The organism is Staphylococcus sp. FSL W8-1207 (assembly GCF_038003745.1).
GTDB lineage: Bacteria > Bacillota > Bacilli > Staphylococcales > Staphylococcaceae > Staphylococcus > Staphylococcus equorum.
In genome coordinates, this window is sequence record NZ_JBBOPU010000001.1 from 314,801 (window position 1) to 333,413 (window position 18,613).

Below are 18,613 nucleotides of genomic sequence, written 5' to 3' on the forward strand. Positions count from 1 at the left end.
AACTTCTACTTCATTTATGAAGATAAGCAGTTTTTATACAAGCGCTTCAGCCTATTGTTTTAAAAATGACATATTGAAACAATGGTAAATATGATACAATTTCTATTATTAGAATTAAATTTTATAAATTTTTAAGGGCGAGGAGTGGAAGGCTTATCAACGCGAAAATGATTAAAATCATGGCGGTTATCTCAAATGTATTTCTAGTTTTGGGAATTGTTTTTTTAATAATGATGAATATGGTAATGGCTATTACAATGTTCGCAGTTTCATTAGTCATCAGTTTAATGATATTCAATATGTTGTTTAGAGATAAGAAAGCTATGAGGATAGCGCTTAACATTTCTTTTGTAGTTGTCTTAATTGCTATTATTATTGCTTATGTTACATTAACTAAATAAGTGTAAGCTAGGGAGTTATTATATAATGAATGAAATTATAAAGAAAAGATTAACATTATTTATTATGCTCATTATCATCATTGTATTTACGATTTTATTAATTATAAATGAAACACACCTATTTGATGATAAAAAGACACATTCTTTTGATGAGGCAGTAGATAAGCAACTTGGTGAAGGCACTTTAAATATGACAGAAAAAAATGGTCGATTTGTTGAGGCTTCAAAAGCTGATGTTAAAAAAGCTATGGATGTAAATGATGACAAAGATAACTTGAATCATATGGATATTTCTGAAAAAGTGTCAATGTCAGAAAAAGAAGTAAATGATATTTTAAAAGATAAAGGGATATTGAAAAATAAAGGTGATGCATTTTTAAAAGCACAAGACAAATATGAAGTTAATGTGTTATACCTTGTGAGCCATGCGCTTGTTGAAACAGGTAATGGTAAATCTGAATTGGCTAAAGGTATAGAAGATGATGGTAAGCATTACTATAATTTTTACGGTATAGGTGCATTTGATGAAAATGCAGTACACACAGGTAGCAGTTTTGCTAAAAAGCAATCTTGGACTTCACCAGAACGCGCAATTATGGGTGGAGCTAAATTTATAAGAGGTAATTACTTTGAAAATGAACAATTATCATTGTATCAAATGCGTTGGAATCCTAAATCACCTGGAGAACACCAATATGCAAGTGATGTAGAATGGGACGAAAACATCGCCACATTTATGAAGGTTTATTATGATAAACTGGGTATAAAGAAAGATCATATTAATAAGGATTATTATTTGTAAAAATTGAGTTATAATATATTTATGACGAAAGATAACAGGGTGTTTTCATGATACGTTTGTTATCTTTTTTGTGTGATGACTTATTGACAATACTTAGGCTAATATCAAAGAGCTTATTAATATAAAGTTTTATAAAAGTGTTAATATCGAATAGACTAGGAAAATTTGGAGTGAATTGAAAATGAAAATAGCTATAGTTGGCGCGGGTATTGGTGGATTAACAACTGCAGCATTATTAATTGAACAAGGACATGATGTCAAAGTATTTGAAAAAAACAATGAAGTAGCTGAAATAGGTGCAGGTATCGGCATTGGTGGTAACGTTATTGAAAAATTAGGAAAGCATGATTTAGCAAAAGGGATTAAAAATGTTGGGCAAATCATTGATACAATGGAAGTGCGAGATGATAAAAATAACGTGCTATCCAAAGTGAAGTTAAAAAAGAATACGGTGAACTTAACAATGTCTCGTCAAGATTTAATAGATGTGATTCAATCTTATGTACCGGAAGAAGCAATCTATACAGATCATTTTGTAACTCATATTGATAATGGCGATTTAAAAGTGACTTTACATTTTAATACACAACAGCAAGAAGCATTTGATTTATGTATTGGTGCAGATGGTGTACATTCTAAGATAAGAAATACGGTTGAACCTAATAGTAAGCCTGAATATCAAGGCTATACAGTGTTTAGAGGATTGGTAGAAGATGTGGATATTAAAGATGCTCAAATTGCTAAAGAGTATTGGTCTCCGAAAGGGAGAGTAGGGGTTGTACCTTTATTAAACAATCAAGCCTATTGGTTTATTTCTATTAATGCGAAAGAAAAAGATAGTAAAATGAAAACCTATGGTAAACCTCATTTACAAGCCAGGTTTAATCGTTTTCCAAATGAAATAAGAACCGTATTAGATAAACAAAGCGAAACAGATATTTTATTAAATGATATTTATGATTTAAAACCGCTGAAAACATTTGTTTATCAACGTGCTATTTTACTTGGTGATGCAGCGCATGCAACGACGCCAAACATGGGACAAGGCGCTGGACAAGCAATGGAAGACGCGATTGTCTTAGCAAATTGTCTTCAGTCATATTCGTTTGATGAGGCGTTACAACGCTATGATAAATTACGTGTAAAACACACTAAAAAAGTAATTACACGTTCTAGAAAAATAGGTAAACTCGCACAACGTAGTAATAAACTGATTGTAGCTGTAAGAAATGGCATTGCAAAGGCTTTGCCAAATAAGTTAGTTACGAACCAAACTAAGTTTTTATATAAATCCAAAAGTAAATAAACTTGGAATATTTCAAATTAAAGCACCCATCCATATTTTTAATGGATGGGTGCTTTAATTTGTACTAAGTATTTAGAACTAAGCTTTTAACAACTAATTCATTAATTTACTAAAAACTTAGTTTTTTTATCATTTAGCTTACTAATTGTGTCATTCGCAACAATTTTAGACATCATATCACGAGATTCATATGTCGCATTACCAATATGTGGTGTGAGTACTACATTGTCTAGTGATTTTAATTCGTCGTTTATTTCTGGTTCAAATTCGAAAACATCTAAAGCAGCGCCTTCAATTTCTTTATCTTTTAATGCTTGTACTAAAGCTTGTTCATGAACGATAGGGCCTCTCGAAGCATTAATTAAATAACTCGTTGACTTCATCATTTTAAATTGTTCAGTGTCAATTTGATGATGTAAATCTGGATTATATGCAGCGTTAATTGTTACAAAATCTGCATTTTTTAATAAAGTTTCTAAGTCTACATACTTGGCGCCGATTTCACGTTCTTTATCGACTTTTTGGTTAGGGCCAGTATAAAGCACATTCATATCAAACGCTTTGGCACGTCTTGCTACAGCAGCACCAATTTCACCTAAGCCAATAATACCAATCGTTTTACCAGAAACTTCTCTGCCACGGAAGAACAATGGTGCCCATCCGTCAAAGCCAGTTGTACGGCATAATTTATCACCTTCAGCGATACGTCTTGCAACTGCAAGTACGAGTGCAAAAGTTAATTCAGCTGTAGAATTTGTTGAAGCCTTTGGTGTGTTTGTAACGTCAATGTCTTTTTGACGAGCATAGGCTACATCTACGTTATTAAAACCTGCACCATAGTTTGCGACGATTTTTAAATTGCTACCTGCATCAATTACTTCTTTATCTACGTTGGTAGACAACAGACTAATTAAAGCGTCAGCATCTTTAACCCCTTGCTTTAAAGTATCTTTATCAATGATACCTTCGCCTTCATACATTTCAACCTCATAACCTTGATCTTTTAACAAGTCAAAACCTACTTCAGGTACTGGACCTGCGATATAAACTTTTACCATGTATAATCCCTCCATTATATATTTAGTATAGTAAACTTCAAAGCACTAAACAAATTATTATATTTATTAAAGAAATATTTGTGTGTTCTTTTATATAATGACGAAAAAGCTATAGAAAACGATTTCTTTGTTGCTTCTTTATATATCATAAAGTATATAAGTCATACATAGCATTCTCAAAAAAAGCAATAATCCACTATTAAACAATGAATTATTGCTATTATTTTTATATCATGATTTAGAAAGTGTATTTTATTATTTGTTTTTCTAACTTATGAGCTTTAAGCCCACTATGGAAAAAATAATCAAACCAATAAAGAATATACGTTTTGCATTTTTAGATTCATTGTATATCAACATACCTACAAGTGTGCCACCGCCAGTACCGATGCCACTCCAAATTGCATAAGCAGTTCCCATAGGAATGTCATTCATTGCTACTTTGAGCGTGCTAAAACTACAGATAAAAGCAATTGCTAATAAGACGACTAATGATTTCCTTTTAGTGCGTGTAATTTCATTTAATATGACTACACCGATTACTTCTAATAGACCTGCAATGAGTAAAATAAACCAAGCCATTAGTTTTCAGCCTCCTCTGTAGTTAATTTTAGACCGATAATACCTACTACCAATAGTGTAATTAAGATAATTTTCATAGAGTTAAAAGGATCACCGAAAAATAACATATCCACTAAAATAGTACCGACTGCGCCAATACCTACGAATACGGCGTAAACAGTGCCGACGGGTAATGATTTACACGCAGCAATAACAAGAAAGAAGCTTATAATAATAATGATGATCGTACCAATCCAACTAAGTAACGAATCAGCAGTGTTTAAGCCAGTGACCCATAATATTTCTATAAGTCCAGCAAGTATAACTTTGAACCATTGCATCGTTGTGCCTCCTTTTTTCATCAAACGCTCTTATTTTCTCAAATATTCTGTTATACTGCAATATTAAAAATCATATAAAAAAATTTAGTGCTAAATGCTGTTTTTTTAATTATAGCGCGTGATGTCCTCATATTTATTTTGATGTGGTTATCTCTATAAACGGATATTGATGAATGATTGAGTATATTATTTTAAAAAGGGGCAGTGTTTTGCTCCGATGATTCACTAGTTAATCAATCATAATTCGAAGACTATAGGATGAGGAAGTGCCCACGAAAAACACGCACAAAAAAATGCCAACAAAGTTCTAGACTTTGTTGGCACTCTGACATATTCTAATTTATATTGTACTAGCGAATATTAGTTAACGTGGATATAGTTATATGAACCTGCTTCACCAGCAGAGATAGTACGTTCACTTACAGAGTAAGGTCCGCCGCTATAATTCATTTCTGAAACCGTTACTGAACCGTCATTGTTTACATTTTCAACATATGCAACGTGGCCCATTGGTCCTTCAGATGATTGTAAGATTGATCCAGCTTCTGGAGAGTTGTTAACTGTGTAGCCTGCAGATGAAGCTGCTGAAGCCCAGTTATTTGCATTACCCCATGTAGAACCGATACCTCCGCCTACTTTATCAAATACGTACCAAGTACATTGACCTGAAGTGTATAAGTTAGCACTTGAGCTTGAAGTTTCTTGTGTAGTAGTTTGTGTTTGTTGAGTTTGCTCTGCTGCACTTGCTTCATTTCCTTGGTCTAATCCTACGATTGCTGCGCCGATACCTGCTGTGATAGTTGTTGCTGTTACTAATTTATTCATAATTAAAAATCCTCCCAAATTTGTACGTTCTTAATATTTATTATTTATGTTATTCGTTCGATAGTCTTTAAAGTTAATGTTTTATTTTTCGCTTTGCTTTCAACGACAAGTAATACTTTAACAGATGAATTTAGGTTTGTGTGGTTTGTTACGCTTTTGTAAAACAATTAAAAAAACCTCACATATCGTTGTAATAAACGACATGTGAGGTTACAGAAAGGTATCGGCTTGTAATGGTTTGTAAAGAGCTATGGTATAAGGTTTTACAATAACTTAACATTCAAAATAACTAATTTGTATTACAACAGTTGTAATAAGTCACAAAATTTAGATTCATTTTATTTGAAAAATCTAATTGAAAGTGGTGGTAAATAGTCTTCTCCATTATATGCTTTTACAGCAGCTACGATAGTAAATATAAAATTCAAAATAGCTATGATAGGGAATAAGATAAAACCTATTATGATAAACATCGCTATTGAAGCAACGATGAGCCAAATCATATAAGAAAGTAAAAAGTTGAAATAATTTTTACCAGTCTTGTCAATGAATGGTGAATCTTCACGTTTAATGAGCCAAATAATTAGTGGTGCTATTAATGAAGTGAAAAAACTTAACACATAGATTAAAGTACCCATTAATCTATCATCGCTACTTGGTTCTTGATTTATAACTGTAGAAGATTGGTTTGTATTATATTGTTCATCCATATGAATCACGCCTCCCTTATTAGCATAACTATAACAAATTTTATTCTTAAATGATATTTAATTTGAAAGGCTACAATTTAAAAATTAGCAAAGTGAATTTTTTAAAATATAGTGCATTTAATGGGATGAAACAAATGAATATAATGCAACTAGGGATAGGTTGAATACCAGTGTTTATCAGAAATCTAAATTGGATATACATTATAGTAATGTTTAAAACACTCATATATACAAATCATTAGAGAAAGAAGGGTATTTATGAAGATAGCAATCGTAGGATCAGGAAATGGTGCTGTTACAGCAGCATTAGATATGAAACATAAAGGACATGAGGTGAAGTTATATTGTCGAAATCAATCTATTGATAAGTTTGACAAGGCGATAGCGCAAGGCGGGTTTACGTTTAATAATGAAGGAGAAGAAACGTTCATTGAATTTACTGATATCAGTGATGGCATGGAATATGTTGTTAGTGATGCAGAAATAATTCAAGTTATTATACCATCTACATTTATTGAGCATTATGCACATACGATGGCACCATTTATTAATGATAAGCAATTAATTTTCTTTAATATCGCAGCGGCAATGGCTTCAATTCGATTTATGAACGTCTTAGAAGATATGCGTATAGAAGTTATGCCGATATTTGCTGAAGTGAACACATTAACTTATGGGACGAGAGTGAATTTTGATGAAGCTCACGTGGACTTATCATTAAATGTAAGAAAGGTTCATTTCTCAACATATAATAAAGAACATTTAAGTGATAGCTTTGACAAAATTGAAACGCTATATCCATATGTTGTAAAAGAGGAAAGTCTTTGGAAAACAAATCTTGAGAATGGGAATCCAGAAGTGCATCCAGGTCCAACATTACTCAATGTAGGACGCATCGATTATGCAGATGACTTTGCATTATATGAAGAAGGTATAACGAAACATACTGTTCGTTTATTACACGCAGTAGAATTAGAACGATTAACTTTAGGACGTAAGTTAGGCTTTGAATTGTCTCCAGCTAAAGAAGCACGTATTGAACGTGGTTATTTAGAAAGAAAAGATGAAGATGAACCTTTAAATAGATTGTTTAACACGAGTCCAGTGTTTTCACAAATCAAAGGACCAAACCATGTGAAAAATCGTTATTTAACAGAAGATATTGCATACGGACTCGTATTATGGTCTAGTCTTGGTCGTGAAATTGAGGTTGAAACGCCAAACATTGATGCCATTATCGTGTTAGCATCTACTATTTTAGAGCGTGACTTTTTTGAAGAAGGACTCACTATTAATGAATTAGGCAAAGAAAAATTGGGGCTTAATTAATTTAAACTAACAATAGGGGGACTGTGTATGACAAGACAACCAACATTTTTAGAATCAATTTCTACTATTATAGTAATGATTATAATAGTAATTACAGGATTTGTTGTTTTTGAAATTCCAATACAAGCTTTATTAATTTTAGCATCAGCATATGCTGCATTTATAGCAAGACGTGTTGGGTTGAAATGGCAAGATTTGGAAGAAGGTATCACACATCGCTTAGCTACAGCAATGCCAGCTATCTTTATCATTTTAGCGGTTGGAATTATCGTAGGTACATGGATGTACTCAGGGACTGTCCCAGCTTTGATCTATTATGGGTTAGAATTTTTAGATCCTAATTTATTTTTAGTATCTGCATTTATTATATGTGCAATTACTTCAGTTGCCACAGGGACAGCATGGGGCTCTGCGTCTACAGCCGGCATAGCGCTAATGGCTATAGCGACACAATTACATATTACGCCAGGTATGGCAGCAGGTGCCATAATTGCAGGGGCGGTGTTTGGTGATAAAATGTCACCACTTTCAGATACGACAAATTTAGCAGCTTTAGTAACAAAAGTGAATATCTTTGCGCATATAAGAGCCATGATATGGACGACTGTACCAGCATCAATCATCGGCTTAATCGTTTGGTATTTTGCAGGTATGCAATTTGGTGGAAATACTAATACGTCACAAGTGAATCAAATGCTTAGCGAATTATCTAAAATTTATAATATAAATATTTTTGTATGGATTCCTTTATTGATTATTATTACGTGTTTGTTATTAAAAATATCGACTGTACCTGCAATGCTTATTTCAAGTTTGAGTGCAATCATTGTTGGCGCATTTAATCATGGATTTAATATTGTAGATGGATTTAAGTCCACTTTCGATGGTTTTAATAAAGGCATGGTGGCGGCAAGTAGTGGAGATTTATCAGATAGAGCCATTAATTTGGTTGAGCAGGGCGGCATGATGAGTATGACAGAAATCATTGTTACTATTTTTTGTGGCTATGCCTTCGCAGGTATTGTTGAAAAAGCAGGTTGTTTAGATGTTATTTTGAAAACAATTTCCAAAAACATTAATTCAGTTGGACAATTAATACTAGCGACCGTAATAGGTAGCTTAATAATGGTACTCGCTGCTGGTGTGGCATCTGTAGTCATTATCATGGTCGGTGTGTTAATGATGGAAATGTATAATGATATGAATTTAGATCGTTCTAATTTATCAAGAACACTAGAAGATTCAGGTACAATGATTATTCCACTTATTCCATGGGGAACATCAGGCATTTATTATACACAACAGTTAGGTGTATCAGTGGATCAATTCTTTATTTGGGCAGTACCATGTTATCTATGTATCATATTTGCAATTTTTTATGGATTTTCAGGTATTGGCATTAAAAAAGCAAAGAGTCAATAAACTAAATGATTTAAATCTATATCGTTGAAAGAGAAAAACTTATAATTCTTAATATAAATAATGAATTATAAGTTTAAAAATATATAATTCGGTTATATATAACTATGGATGAGGTGATTCTATGTTATATCTAGTGATAATTGTAGCGATATTACTATTGGCATCAGGAATTCATCAATATTTCAATGTAGATAAAAAAGTAAAGACTCCTTCTATAATCTATTTTTCAATCGGTTTTGTATTGTATATTGTAGCGATATTACTTTATAGGACCGAATTGTTAAATAGTTCAACGATAATACATGAAATTTTACTAACTACGATATTTGGACTCATTATATTTTGGATTAATTCTCATCGAAATAAGAGTAGCGATACAATTTACTACACGATTATTATTGTTATATTAACAATCGTAGTAGCGATTTTACCGTTGGCAGCGACGTCAATAATTTCATTGCAAACAATGTTTATTGTAAGACTTATTTTTTCAGTTATTTTACTCATAATAGGTGTATGTGTGTTATATACACGGATTAAAGGTAAAGCTTCAGAAAGTTTTCCATTACTTTATTTGATGGCCTTTATATATTGGATAGCGATAGCGTATTGGTTTTAATAAGTATAAGACTTTAGAAGACTGAAACATAAAAGGGGCCAAGATAGAAATCAAATTTTGAATTCTATCTTGGCCCCTTTTTCCATTTAATACTATAGCTGAATAATCACTAAAGTGAAGAACTTTAAGAAAAAATAGCAAAAAAAGACAATCCTCATGGATTGTCTTTTTTATTTAAAACATTTATTAGTGAATATAGTTGTAAGATGAAGCTTGGCTAGCTGAGATTGTACGTGAAGTAACAACGCCAGCACCTTGGCCGTAGTTCATTTCAGAAACGTTAACTGAACCGTCGCTGTTTACATTTTCAACATAAGCAACGTGACCCATTGCGCCAGTTGATGATTGTAAGATTGAACCTTGAGAAGGTGAGTTGTTTACAGTGTAACCTGATGCAGCTGCAGCGCTTGCCCAGTTGTTTGCGTTACCCCAAGTAGAACCAATTTTACCGCCAACTTTATCAAATACATAATATGTACATTGACCTGAAGTATAAAGGTTGCTTGATGAACCTGAAGTGTTAGCCATTGAGTTTGATGAACTTGATGGTGCGCTAGTAGTTGTTACTTGAACATTACTATTTGAAGTAGAAGTTGAAACAGCTCCGCTTCCACCAGTACCTTGGTTATTTGTTGTATATGATTGGTTTGAGTTACTGTTAGTAGCTGTAGAACCATTTTGATTGTAGCTATAACCACTGTTATTGCTTTGAGCATTGTTGTTGTGACCTTGGTCAGCATTGCTTGGGTTCCAGTTACCTTGCCAAGTGTAATTATAGTCACCTTGTTGATCTATTGTATATGAATAGCTGTATGATGTTGGATCATTTGGGTTATACCCACCATTGTTATTTTCTGAAGCGTCTGCATCATTTTGTGCAAAAGCAAAAGTAGCGATTCCTGCAGTAGCGATAGTAGCTGTAGCGATTTTTTTCATTGTTAAATTTCCTCCTAATAATTGTAAATCATTTATCCCAGTCTCATAAAGACATTTTTTATAATTTTTTTCGCTGTTTTAACGACAAGAATTACTTTATCAGAAAAAACTCTGTTTGTGGGGTTTGTTATCGTTTTGTAATTTAGTTCTAATAATGAAGTGCGTAATGTAACAAAAGGAAGAGAGGCATTTTAGGCTTAAAATGCCGTTAATATAACCTTTACAAAATTTACAGTGTATAATTGCACTTCAGTTTATTACAAAGCTGTAAAATAACAGAAAATTACAAACAATAAAATATGAGAGAATTTAGTTATTTAAATATTTGAAAAAACACTTTAAATAAAGACTATATGAAAAGTATTGAATTAAGGTTAATGTAAATTAAATGCTGTTCTAATAGGAAAGAAAAGAATTAGAGCATTGAAATTGACATGTTCTAATGAAGTATTTAATATAGAAGTATAAAAATTATACTTAGTTTGTGAGGTGATTATTTGAAAATAGAACTTGGTTTGACATCATTTGCAGATAATATTGATATTCATATGGAAAATGGACGACAAGCAGCTATAAGTAATGGACAAAGAATTAGAAATATAATAGAAGAAATAGAAACAGCTGACCAATATGGTTTAGATGTATATGGTTTGGGAGAACATCATCGAGCAGATTATGCAGTATCTGATCCCGTTACAGTGTTAGCAGCAGCAGCTCGTAATACAACGCATATAAAGTTAAGTAGTGCAGTAACAGTATTATCTTCTGATGATCCTGTTCGAGTTTATGAACGTTTCTCTACATTAAATGCAGTTTCTAATGGACGTGCAGAAATAATGGTAGGAAGAGGTTCATTTATTGAATCATTTCCATTATTTGGCTATGATTTAAAAGACTATGAACAACTCTTTAATGAAAAAATAGATTTATTAATGACCATTAATAAAGAGAAAATTGTAAATTGGGAAGGGGAGTTAAGACCTTCTATTGAAAATTTAAGTGTTTATCCTAAGGCGGAGCATGGGCCTTTACCAATTACGATTGCAACTGGAGGAACGCCAGAATCTTCATTGAAAGCAGGAGCATTAGGATTACCTATAACTTATGCTATAATTGGCGGTGATCCAAAAAGATTTAGAAGAAACATTGATATGTACAAATCTATTGCTAGATCTTACGGACATAATATAAATGAATTGCCTATAGCAACGCATTCGTGGGGTTACATTGCTGAAACAGATGAGTTGGCAAAACGTGAGTTTTTCCCATCGGTAAAAGCGAGTCATGATATATTAGCCAAAGAACGGGGTTGGCCACCATATGATGAAAACAGCTTCGATCGTGAAGCAGGTCCACATGGCGCTTTGTATGTTGGAAGTCCGGAAACCGTTGCACAAAAGATAATTGAAACAATTGAAGCACTAGGCCTTACTCGTTTTATGCTGCATACACCTGTAGGTTCTATGCCACATGATAAAACAATCAATACAATTAAATTGTTAGCAGAGCGAGTAAAACCTATTGTAGATAAATATTTTGAAAACAAATAAAAGGAGCGTTTATAATGATATTACGTTATTTAACAAATTTAAAATTAGCTAAGGAATTATATGATGCATCAAAACCTAAACTTAAAGGTGATCAATCAATGAAAGAATCTTTTGTTGAAGTGTTTAATTTGCCATCGAATGCAATGCCATTGGCAGGAGCACTTGAAGCATTAAGTGCTGTATTTTTCGTTTTAAGCTTTGCAAGTAAAAGATTATCACGTATTGCATCACTTATAACAATTTCAGTTTTAGGTGTAGCAGCATTTAAACACTTTGAAGCAGGACATGGTAAAGCAGGTGCTAAACATGCATTAGATTTAACAAGTTTAGCAGCATTAAGCTTCATAGATACAGTTGATCTTAAGAAAAAATAATAATGATAGAACTCAATCATTTAAAATAGCAATCGTTTAAATGCACAGCAAATGTTGGATAATAGTCTAACACTTGCTGTGCATTTTTGTATGAATTGATATAGCTCATTTAAAATATCAAAATGCATTATTTTAAATAGAGATATTTGATAATTGAAATTTTTACACCTATGTCTTTTTTTAGTAATAAAAAGGGTGAATGAACCACTAAAATTTAAAAATAAAAATAAAAGATTAAAAAAAGGGTAGGAATTGTTCATATTTTTCATAGTTAAGCATATTGAATTAAAGGCGTTAAATAGGATAAAATTAAATTACTAACATCAAGATATAACAAAAGGAGTGGTTTTGTGAATGAACAAAATTTCAAGTCACTAAATGAACTTATTGCAACTTATCAACAAGGTAGGAAATTTTTTAAAACAACGAAAAAGAACTATAAACTAAATTACGAAGAGGTACTGATATTAAATTATCTGTATAATAGTAAAGAGAATGACGTCACTGCAAAAGAAATTGCTCAATACTCAGAATTGAAACCATACTATTTAACAAAGGCTTTACAAAAGCTTATAAAAATGGATTTTTTAAATAAAAAAAGAAGCAATATAGATGAAAGAACTGTAGTAGTATATATAAATCAAGCACAACGTGATAAAATTAATGAACTTATTGAGAACTTACAAGAACAGTTTTAATGTGTGAAAGCTTGATGATAATAAGGTTGTGCGTAAGTCTAAATCGTTTGAATATTCTGAATAATGTAATTTTATAATTATAGTTATATATTGTACGAAAATATGATTTGAGAACCAAATTAAATGTGCTATACTAATATTTGTCTAATGAAAGCGCATACAAAACGGTTTGGAAAGGTGTTTTTATGAATTTATTAATCGGGATCATATTTTTAGGGATTGTTTTAGCTTTGTTTACATTGTTCACGAGTAAAGCACCAAATGGAGGCAAGGCCATGGGGTCCCTTGCTAACGCAGCTATTGCTTCATTTCTAGTAGAAGCTTTTCATAAATATGTAGGTGGAGACTTGTTTGGTATTCCATTCTTAGGAGATTTAGGTGATGCAGCTGGAGGACTTGGCGGTGTTGCAGCTGCAGGACTCGTAGCATTAGCTATGGGTGTATCTCCAGTTTATGCATTTGTAATTGCTGTTTCATGTGGAAGCATGGATCTTTTACCTGGCTTTGTTGCAGCTTATATTGCGAGTTTCGGTATGAAATGGATGGAACAAAAGTTACCAGATGGGCTTGATTTAATTGCAGCGATTATTGTCATCGCGCCTATTACACGTTTAATTGCTATTGGTACAACACCATTAGTAGATGCGACGTTATTACAAATTGGAAATATCATTAAAGAATCTACGACTTCAAGTCCTATTTTAATGGGCATTGTACTTGGTGGTATTATTACTGTTGTTGCTACTGCACCGTTAAGCTCAATGGCATTAACAGCATTATTAGGATTAACTGGTACACCAATGGCTATCGGTGCTTTAGCAGTATTTGGTTCATCATTTATGAATATTGTATTATTTAAGCGTATGAAGTTTGGAGATCGTAAAACAACGATTTCAGTTGCAATAGAGCCTTTATCTCAAGCTGACATTGTGACAGCAAATCCAGTACCAGTATATTTAACAAACTTTGTAGGTGGTGCGCTCTCAGGTGTAATTATCTCTATGTTTGGTTTAGTAAATGATGCGACAGGTACAGCTACACCAATTGCTGGGCTTATGGTTATGTTTGGATTTAATAATGCATTAACTGTAATAATTGTGGCACTAATGTGTGCATCAGGAAGTGCACTTTGTGGTTATATAGGCTCAGTTGTTTTTAAAAACTATCCTATAGTTACTAAAGATGAATTACAACATGGCACAATGCCGAAAAAAGTAAAACAATATTATAAACTTAAAGCGGAATGCATGGAAAGTTTAGCTTAAATATAATAAATTACAAAAAAACTGTTTCTGAAATAACATTTCAGAAACAGTTTTTTGTTTGATATCGTTATCTAAGAAGCATTTGCTCTTAAGTAACGCGTCGTATTACGTTCCATTTTCGCAAAGACGAACTCTAATATTATTGCTAACAACCAGTAAAATATAGCTGCTACTGTATAAACAGGAATAAAACGATAACCTTCATTTGCAATAACACGACTGACTGCCATAATTTCAGTTACTTGAACAGCGAATGCTAGGGAAGTACCTTTGATTAGCATAATGAATTGATTTTCTATGTTAGGCAATGCATAAGCAAAAGCTTGTGGTAATACAATTTCTTTATAAATGCTGAATTTTGATAGTCCGACAGTTTGCGCAGCTTCAATTTGATTTTGATCTACGGATTGAAGACCGCCTTTAATTGATTCAGAAAGATACGCTACGGCATGAAAAGAAAAGACGATAAAGGCAATCGCTAAAGGTGAGAATATGTCAGGATTGATTGTCAAAGTGAACTGATCATTTAAAAAAAGTATAAATGAAGGTATTCCATAATATAGTATGAACAATTGAACGATTAATGGTGTACTTCTAAAAAACGAATTATACACGATTATAAGTTGAGATAAGACAGGTACATGTTTGATACGAATAATCGCAAATAACGTCCCGATAATAAGACCTACGAACATAGCTACAATGGAAATAATAATTGTATTTGGCACGCCTTTAAGCACTTCACTTATAGTATATAGAATGAATGACAAAATGATTTTCCTCCTTAAACACTATATGGTTTTTGTGTTCGTTTATCAATTAAAGTAAAGGTACCTTGAATAATTAGAGCAATAATCCAGTATATGATTGAAATTACGATATAAACCTCTAGCATACCGAGTCCGTAATTGTTTCCAATGATTAGTTTGACTTGTCCCATCATATCGATGATACCAATGGTGAAAGCTAATGAAGTATCTTTGACAAGTTCTATGATTTGAGTTGTTAAATTTGGTATGCTATTTCGTAAAGCTTGAGGTATAATAATATCTTTTAAAATTCTAGGATAAGATAAACCAATTGTTAATCCAGCTTCAATTTGACTATATTCCACGGATTGATAACCTGCTCTGATAATTTCAGAAAGGTATGCACCTGTATGTAAAGTGAATGCTAAGATAACAAAAAACAATCTACTGAAATGGTTAATATCTATATGAATAAGTAACAATAATTGAGGTAATGCAAAATATACTAAAAAGAGTTGTAATAATAATGGTGTACTCCGTATAAATGAAAGATAAACTCTTACAATAGGAGCGAGTATTTTTGTCTTTTTGATACGAATCATTGCTAAAATAAAACCAAGTATGATTGCGAAAAAGAGAGAAACAATTATCATCAATAAAGTTAAAGGTAATTGTTGTAACACTTGTCCAAACAAATCTAACCAATTGACTGATCCCATTAGTTTGTCACCTCCAATTTATCTTTCTGCTCATTAATTTCACTTAAATCATCAAAGACATTTATATCAAAATATTTTTTTGAAAGTGATTGTAATTTGCCTTCATCTTTAAGTTCTTGGGTTGCGCGATCCACGTCATCGTGAAGTTTTTGGTGTTTTTTATTATAAACGATATGCAATGGTTCTTTCTTCACAATACCACCTATTTTAACGTCGGCATTTATCTGTTCTTGGATTGCTTTATATGTGTTCCAGTTTAAAAACATGGCATCACGACGTCCTTGGCTGACCATTTTTAAATTGTCTCCATTTGAAGGTTCTTGTATTGTATTGATGTCAATTTTGGGACTATGGTCTTTATTAAACTGCGTGAGTATAGAATATAAACCACCACTTGGCGCCATAGGAGTGATTTTTTTACCCGATAAATCTTGTAAACTATGTATGTCATTGTTGCCATTGTTTACTACTAATAAAGGTAGCGCATAACTGTAAGGCACATCTTGATAGAGAAACTGTTTTTCACGTTCTAGTGTTTTGAAAAACCAATTTATCCCCATATCAAACTTGCCTGAACCAATCCCAACTAAATTCGATTCCTCTTCACCGACTTCATATTTAAAATCATATTGAGGTAATTTCTTTTCTATTAATTTCATATAATCCATATCTAAGCCGACAAACTCATTATCTTTATTTGTATATAAATAAGGTGGATTAACTTCAGCAGAAAGTGCTACTTTAACTTCTTTTTTCTGAGAATTACTATTTGAAGCATCATTATTACCACATGCTGTTAGTGCGGAAACTATCATTAACATTAATAAAAATGTGAAACTTCTTTTTAATGTCATTAAATGTCACGCTCCGTTTCAACTCTGTTTAAAAAGCGATGGATTCTCTCAGATTTTGAATCTTCCAATACTTCTTGTGGCGTTCCACGATGGATAATTTGCCCATCATCAATAAATATAACTTGATCAGCAATTGCTTTTGCAAATTGTATTTCATGTGTAACGAGTACCATCGTCATACCTTCTTGAGCAATCGATCTAATCAGAGATAAGACGCTTTGAATTGATTCAGGGTCTAAAGCAGAAGTAGGTTCATCTAATAAAAGAACTTTTGGATTGAGCGCAAGTGCACGAACAATACCTACACGTTGGCTTTGACCTCCAGATAGCTGAATAGGGTATTTATCTTTTTGAGTTAATAAATTCACGCGCTCTAAATAAGATGTAGCAATATCATTAGCTTGTTTGGAAGTGTAATTTTGACCATGTATTAAACCTAAAGTGATATTTTCAAGTATTGTTTTGTTTTTAAATAAATTGTAATTTTGAAACACCATAGCTGATTTTTGACGTAATTTAGCAATATCTTTATTTGTGTGGTGTGCAGCATCAAATGTTTCATCCCCGATTTCAATGGTGCCAGATTTAGGAAGCGCGAGTGCGTTTAACGTTCTAAGTAAAGTTGTTTTCCCGGAGCCACTTGGCCCTATAATTGCAGTAACCGTGCCCTGTTCTTGTGCAAAGCCAACGTCGTTAAGTATCGTGTTCTCGTTGTATTTATGTATGATATTTTTAACTGTAATCATTCAATTTCCCCCAGTATGTCAATAAATACAAAATATCATATTAATTCTTATCGGTAAAGTAGGGATTTGGTGCTGAAAAGCTTTCTTTCAATAATGGCGAGTGTTAAACTAAGTTTAAATAGTAATAAAGTTAATGATGAGGTGATGAAAGTGAATTATTCCGCATTAATACATACGGATATTCAAGAAAAATGGATTGCAAAACTAGATACAGTTAAAACGCAATTTAAAGAGAAAGCGGAATATAATGATATCCATTCGCGCTTTCCTTATGAAAATATTGAATGGCTAGTGAAAGAAGGATATACACTGCTTACTTTACCTAAAGCATACGGTGGTGAAGGGGCAACTGTTGAAGATATGGTTATATTACAAAGCTATTTAGGATCTATTGATGGTGCGACTGCACTTTCTATAGGATGGCATTTAAGTGTAGTAGGCCAATTATATGAACAACAAATGTGGGAACCAACTATGTTAGATCGCTTTGCTGAAGCAGTGAAAAATGGAGCGTTAGTAAATAGAGCAGTTAGTGAAGCTGAGACTGGTAGCCCAACACGTGGCGGAAGACCTGCGACAAACGCTGTTAAAGTAAATGATGGATTTGTTGTTAATGGAGTAAAAACGTTTACTTCAATGAGTAAAGGGCTGACACATTTTGTTGTGAGTGCTTATTATGAAGACATCGATCAAGTAGGTTTTTTCTTAATACAAAAAGATACACCTGGTGTAGAAATTGCAGATAATTGGAATATGATAGGTATGCGTGCAACTGAAAGTCATGATTTATTATTAAATGATGTGCACATCCCGCAAGAAAACTTTGTTGAAATAAGAGGCGCCGGTGGTAAGAAACCGAATGGCTGGATTTTACATATACCAAGTGTGTATCTTGGTATTGCACAAGCAGCAAGAGACTATGCTGTAGATTTTGCTAAAAATTACAGTCCAAATAGTATTGAAGGTACAATTGGTGATATACCAACTGTGCAACAAAATATTGGGAAGATGGAAGCTCAATTATTATCTGCACGCCATTTCTTGTGGAGTACTGCTGCGATATATAATCGTGAGGTTTCAGGTAGTAAGGTTTGGAATGAAACATCAGCAAGTAAAGTGTTGGTAATGAACCAAGGGTTAGAAGTTATAGATACAGCTATGCGAATTGTTGGTGCTAAAAGTCTTCAAATGGAAAGACCATTACAACGCTATTATAGAGATATGCGCGCAGGTTTACACAATCCACCGATGGAAGATATGGCGTATACGAATATTGCACATAGTGTATTAGATCATTTTTAAAAATATATAAACAAACAGTTAAAATACATATAGACAAATTGTCTAC

21 protein-coding genes are annotated in these 18,613 nt (G+C 32.7%); 11 read left to right on the forward strand and 10 right to left on the reverse strand.

The genetic code is table 11. From position 1 onward, the window contains the following. Nucleotides 1-167: 167 nt before the first annotated feature. From NSR03_RS01430 to NSR03_RS01440, 3 genes are all read left to right on the forward strand, one after another. Complete coding sequence (locus NSR03_RS01430; RefSeq protein ID WP_021338436.1) at nucleotides 168-401, forward strand: hypothetical protein; 234 nt, start codon at nucleotides 168-170, stop codon at nucleotides 399-401. Nucleotides 402-426: 25 nt separating this feature from the next. Further along, nucleotides 427-1,203 carry an N-acetylglucosaminidase gene (locus tag NSR03_RS01435; protein WP_021338435.1) on the forward strand — a complete coding sequence of 259 codons (777 nt, stop codon included), beginning with the start codon at nucleotides 427-429 and terminating at the stop codon, nucleotides 1,201-1,203. 181 nt (nucleotides 1,204-1,384) lie between these two features. Then, nucleotides 1,385-2,509 carry an FAD-dependent monooxygenase gene (locus tag NSR03_RS01440; protein WP_021338434.1) on the forward strand — a complete coding sequence of 375 codons (1,125 nt, stop codon included), beginning with the start codon at nucleotides 1,385-1,387 and terminating at the stop codon, nucleotides 2,507-2,509. Nucleotides 2,510-2,610: 101 nt separating this feature from the next. Here NSR03_RS01440 and NSR03_RS01445 read toward each other — a convergent pair whose 3' ends face one another. The 5 genes from NSR03_RS01445 to NSR03_RS01465 form a co-directional block, all read right to left on the reverse strand. After that, nucleotides 2,611-3,567 carry a 2-hydroxyacid dehydrogenase family protein gene (locus tag NSR03_RS01445; protein ID WP_069813239.1) on the reverse strand — a complete coding sequence of 319 codons (957 nt, stop codon included), beginning with the start codon at nucleotides 3,565-3,567 and terminating at the stop codon, nucleotides 2,611-2,613. 267 nt (nucleotides 3,568-3,834) lie between these two features. Further along, entirely contained in the window at nucleotides 3,835-4,149 is a 315-nt protein-coding gene (locus NSR03_RS01450; RefSeq protein WP_002506908.1) for a DMT family transporter, read from the reverse strand. After that, a complete protein-coding gene (locus tag NSR03_RS01455; RefSeq protein WP_069820737.1) occupies nucleotides 4,149-4,469 on the reverse strand; it encodes a DMT family transporter in 321 nt (106 codons plus the stop codon). Before NSR03_RS01455 ends, NSR03_RS01450 begins: the two co-directional genes overlap by 1 nt. Before the next feature lie 360 nt (nucleotides 4,470-4,829). Next, nucleotides 4,830-5,294 carry a CHAP domain-containing protein gene (locus NSR03_RS01460; RefSeq protein ID WP_002506910.1) on the reverse strand — a complete coding sequence of 155 codons (465 nt, stop codon included), beginning with the start codon at nucleotides 5,292-5,294 and terminating at the stop codon, nucleotides 4,830-4,832. Between the two features lie 338 nt (nucleotides 5,295-5,632). Further along, nucleotides 5,633-6,004 (reverse strand): DUF4870 domain-containing protein, encoded by a 372-nt coding sequence (locus tag NSR03_RS01465; protein WP_002506912.1) that lies wholly within the window; start codon nucleotides 6,002-6,004, stop codon nucleotides 5,633-5,635. A 258-nt stretch (nucleotides 6,005-6,262) separates the two neighbouring features. Between NSR03_RS01465 and NSR03_RS01470 the strand changes: the two genes are divergently transcribed. The 3 genes from NSR03_RS01470 (at nucleotide 6,263) to NSR03_RS01480 (ending at nucleotide 9,374) form a co-directional block, all read left to right on the forward strand. Continuing rightward, nucleotides 6,263-7,333, forward strand: a complete 1,071-nt coding sequence (locus tag NSR03_RS01470) for an NAD/NADP-dependent octopine/nopaline dehydrogenase family protein (RefSeq protein WP_069813237.1) — start codon at nucleotides 6,263-6,265, stop codon at nucleotides 7,331-7,333. Nucleotides 7,334-7,360: 27 nt separating this feature from the next. Beyond that, a complete protein-coding gene (gene nhaC, locus NSR03_RS01475; protein ID WP_002506915.1) occupies nucleotides 7,361-8,755 on the forward strand; it encodes a Na+/H+ antiporter NhaC in 1,395 nt (464 codons plus the stop codon). A gap of 121 nt (nucleotides 8,756-8,876) precedes the next feature. Further along, nucleotides 8,877-9,374: a hypothetical protein gene (locus NSR03_RS01480; RefSeq protein WP_021338432.1), complete on the forward strand. Its 498-nt coding sequence runs from the start codon at nucleotides 8,877-8,879 to the stop codon at nucleotides 9,372-9,374. Between the two features lie 186 nt (nucleotides 9,375-9,560). On the opposite strand, the gene NSR03_RS01485 is transcribed toward NSR03_RS01480, so the two are convergent. Continuing rightward, complete coding sequence (locus tag NSR03_RS01485; RefSeq protein ID WP_069813235.1) at nucleotides 9,561-10,310, reverse strand: CHAP domain-containing protein; 750 nt, start codon at nucleotides 10,308-10,310, stop codon at nucleotides 9,561-9,563. Between the two features lie 497 nt (nucleotides 10,311-10,807). Between NSR03_RS01485 and NSR03_RS01490 the strand changes: the two genes are divergently transcribed. From NSR03_RS01490 to NSR03_RS01505, 4 genes are all read left to right on the forward strand, one after another. Beyond that, a complete protein-coding gene (locus NSR03_RS01490; RefSeq protein WP_002506918.1) occupies nucleotides 10,808-11,860 on the forward strand; it encodes an LLM class flavin-dependent oxidoreductase in 1,053 nt (350 codons plus the stop codon). A 14-nt stretch (nucleotides 11,861-11,874) separates the two neighbouring features. Beyond that, nucleotides 11,875-12,234, forward strand: coding sequence for a hypothetical protein (locus tag NSR03_RS01495; protein ID WP_002506919.1), 360 nt, complete (start codon nucleotides 11,875-11,877; stop codon nucleotides 12,232-12,234). A gap of 350 nt (nucleotides 12,235-12,584) precedes the next feature. Next, on the forward strand, nucleotides 12,585-12,932 hold the full coding sequence (locus NSR03_RS01500; RefSeq protein ID WP_021338429.1) for a transcriptional regulator, SarA/Rot family: 348 nt from the start codon (nucleotides 12,585-12,587) through the stop codon (nucleotides 12,930-12,932). Nucleotides 12,933-13,117: 185 nt separating this feature from the next. Then, a complete protein-coding gene (locus tag NSR03_RS01505; RefSeq protein ID WP_340719170.1) occupies nucleotides 13,118-14,197 on the forward strand; it encodes a PTS sugar transporter subunit IIC in 1,080 nt (359 codons plus the stop codon). Nucleotides 14,198-14,268: 71 nt separating this feature from the next. Here the strand turns inward: NSR03_RS01505 and NSR03_RS01510 are convergent, their stop codons facing one another. The 4 genes from NSR03_RS01510 to NSR03_RS01525 are packed head-to-tail and all read right to left on the reverse strand — an operon-like array spanning nucleotide 14,269 to nucleotide 17,265. After that, on the reverse strand, nucleotides 14,269-14,967 hold the full coding sequence (locus NSR03_RS01510; protein WP_002506923.1) for an amino acid ABC transporter permease: 699 nt from the start codon (nucleotides 14,965-14,967) through the stop codon (nucleotides 14,269-14,271). 14 nt (nucleotides 14,968-14,981) lie between these two features. Further along, nucleotides 14,982-15,665 (reverse strand): amino acid ABC transporter permease, encoded by a 684-nt coding sequence (locus tag NSR03_RS01515; protein ID WP_002506924.1) that lies wholly within the window; start codon nucleotides 15,663-15,665, stop codon nucleotides 14,982-14,984. Beyond that, nucleotides 15,665-16,519 (reverse strand): amino acid ABC transporter substrate-binding protein, encoded by an 855-nt coding sequence (locus NSR03_RS01520; RefSeq protein WP_069813231.1) that lies wholly within the window; start codon nucleotides 16,517-16,519, stop codon nucleotides 15,665-15,667. Before NSR03_RS01520 ends, NSR03_RS01515 begins: the two co-directional genes overlap by 1 nt. Then, nucleotides 16,519-17,265, reverse strand: a complete 747-nt coding sequence (locus NSR03_RS01525) for an amino acid ABC transporter ATP-binding protein (RefSeq protein WP_069813229.1) — start codon at nucleotides 17,263-17,265, stop codon at nucleotides 16,519-16,521. Before NSR03_RS01525 ends, NSR03_RS01520 begins: the two co-directional genes overlap by 1 nt. Before the next feature lie 144 nt (nucleotides 17,266-17,409). Here NSR03_RS01525 and NSR03_RS01530 point away from each other — a divergent pair, with 144 nt between their 5' ends. Continuing rightward, nucleotides 17,410-18,567: an acyl-CoA dehydrogenase family protein gene (locus NSR03_RS01530; protein WP_031265837.1), complete on the forward strand. Its 1,158-nt coding sequence runs from the start codon at nucleotides 17,410-17,412 to the stop codon at nucleotides 18,565-18,567. The last annotated feature ends 46 nt before the right edge of the window (nucleotides 18,568-18,613 follow it).

Bases quoted from the DNA above. Each gene is read 5' to 3' on its own strand.
- NSR03_RS01430 (WP_021338436.1), top strand. From the start codon at position 168: ATGATTAAAATCATGGCGGTTATCTCAAATGTATTTCTAGTTTTGGGA.
- NSR03_RS01435 (WP_021338435.1), top strand. From the start codon at position 427: ATGAATGAAATTATAAAGAAAAGATTAACATTATTTATTATGCTCATT.
- NSR03_RS01440 (WP_021338434.1), top strand. From the start codon at position 1,385: ATGAAAATAGCTATAGTTGGCGCGGGTATTGGTGGATTAACAACTGCA.
- NSR03_RS01445 (WP_069813239.1), bottom strand. From the start codon at position 3,567: ATGGTAAAAGTTTATATCGCAGGTCCAGTACCTGAAGTAGGTTTTGAC.
- NSR03_RS01450 (WP_002506908.1), bottom strand. From the start codon at position 4,149: ATGGCTTGGTTTATTTTACTCATTGCAGGTCTATTAGAAGTAATCGGT.
- NSR03_RS01455 (WP_069820737.1), bottom strand. From the start codon at position 4,469: ATGCAATGGTTCAAAGTTATACTTGCTGGACTTATAGAAATATTATGG.
- NSR03_RS01460 (WP_002506910.1), bottom strand. From the start codon at position 5,294: ATGAATAAATTAGTAACAGCAACAACTATCACAGCAGGTATCGGCGCA.
- NSR03_RS01465 (WP_002506912.1), bottom strand. From the start codon at position 6,004: ATGGATGAACAATATAATACAAACCAATCTTCTACAGTTATAAATCAA.
- NSR03_RS01470 (WP_069813237.1), top strand. From the start codon at position 6,263: ATGAAGATAGCAATCGTAGGATCAGGAAATGGTGCTGTTACAGCAGCA.
- nhaC (WP_002506915.1), top strand. From the start codon at position 7,361: ATGACAAGACAACCAACATTTTTAGAATCAATTTCTACTATTATAGTA.
- NSR03_RS01480 (WP_021338432.1), top strand. From the start codon at position 8,877: ATGTTATATCTAGTGATAATTGTAGCGATATTACTATTGGCATCAGGA.
- NSR03_RS01485 (WP_069813235.1), bottom strand. From the start codon at position 10,310: ATGAAAAAAATCGCTACAGCTACTATCGCTACTGCAGGAATCGCTACT.
- NSR03_RS01495 (WP_002506919.1), top strand. From the start codon at position 11,875: ATGATATTACGTTATTTAACAAATTTAAAATTAGCTAAGGAATTATAT.
- NSR03_RS01505 (WP_340719170.1), top strand. From the start codon at position 13,118: ATGAATTTATTAATCGGGATCATATTTTTAGGGATTGTTTTAGCTTTG.
- NSR03_RS01515 (WP_002506924.1), bottom strand. From the start codon at position 15,665: ATGGGATCAGTCAATTGGTTAGATTTGTTTGGACAAGTGTTACAACAA.
- NSR03_RS01520 (WP_069813231.1), bottom strand. From the start codon at position 16,519: ATGACATTAAAAAGAAGTTTCACATTTTTATTAATGTTAATGATAGTT.
- NSR03_RS01525 (WP_069813229.1), bottom strand. From the start codon at position 17,265: ATGATTACAGTTAAAAATATCATACATAAATACAACGAGAACACGATA.
- NSR03_RS01530 (WP_031265837.1), top strand. From the start codon at position 17,410: ATGAAAGTGAATTATTCCGCATTAATACATACGGATATTCAAGAAAAA.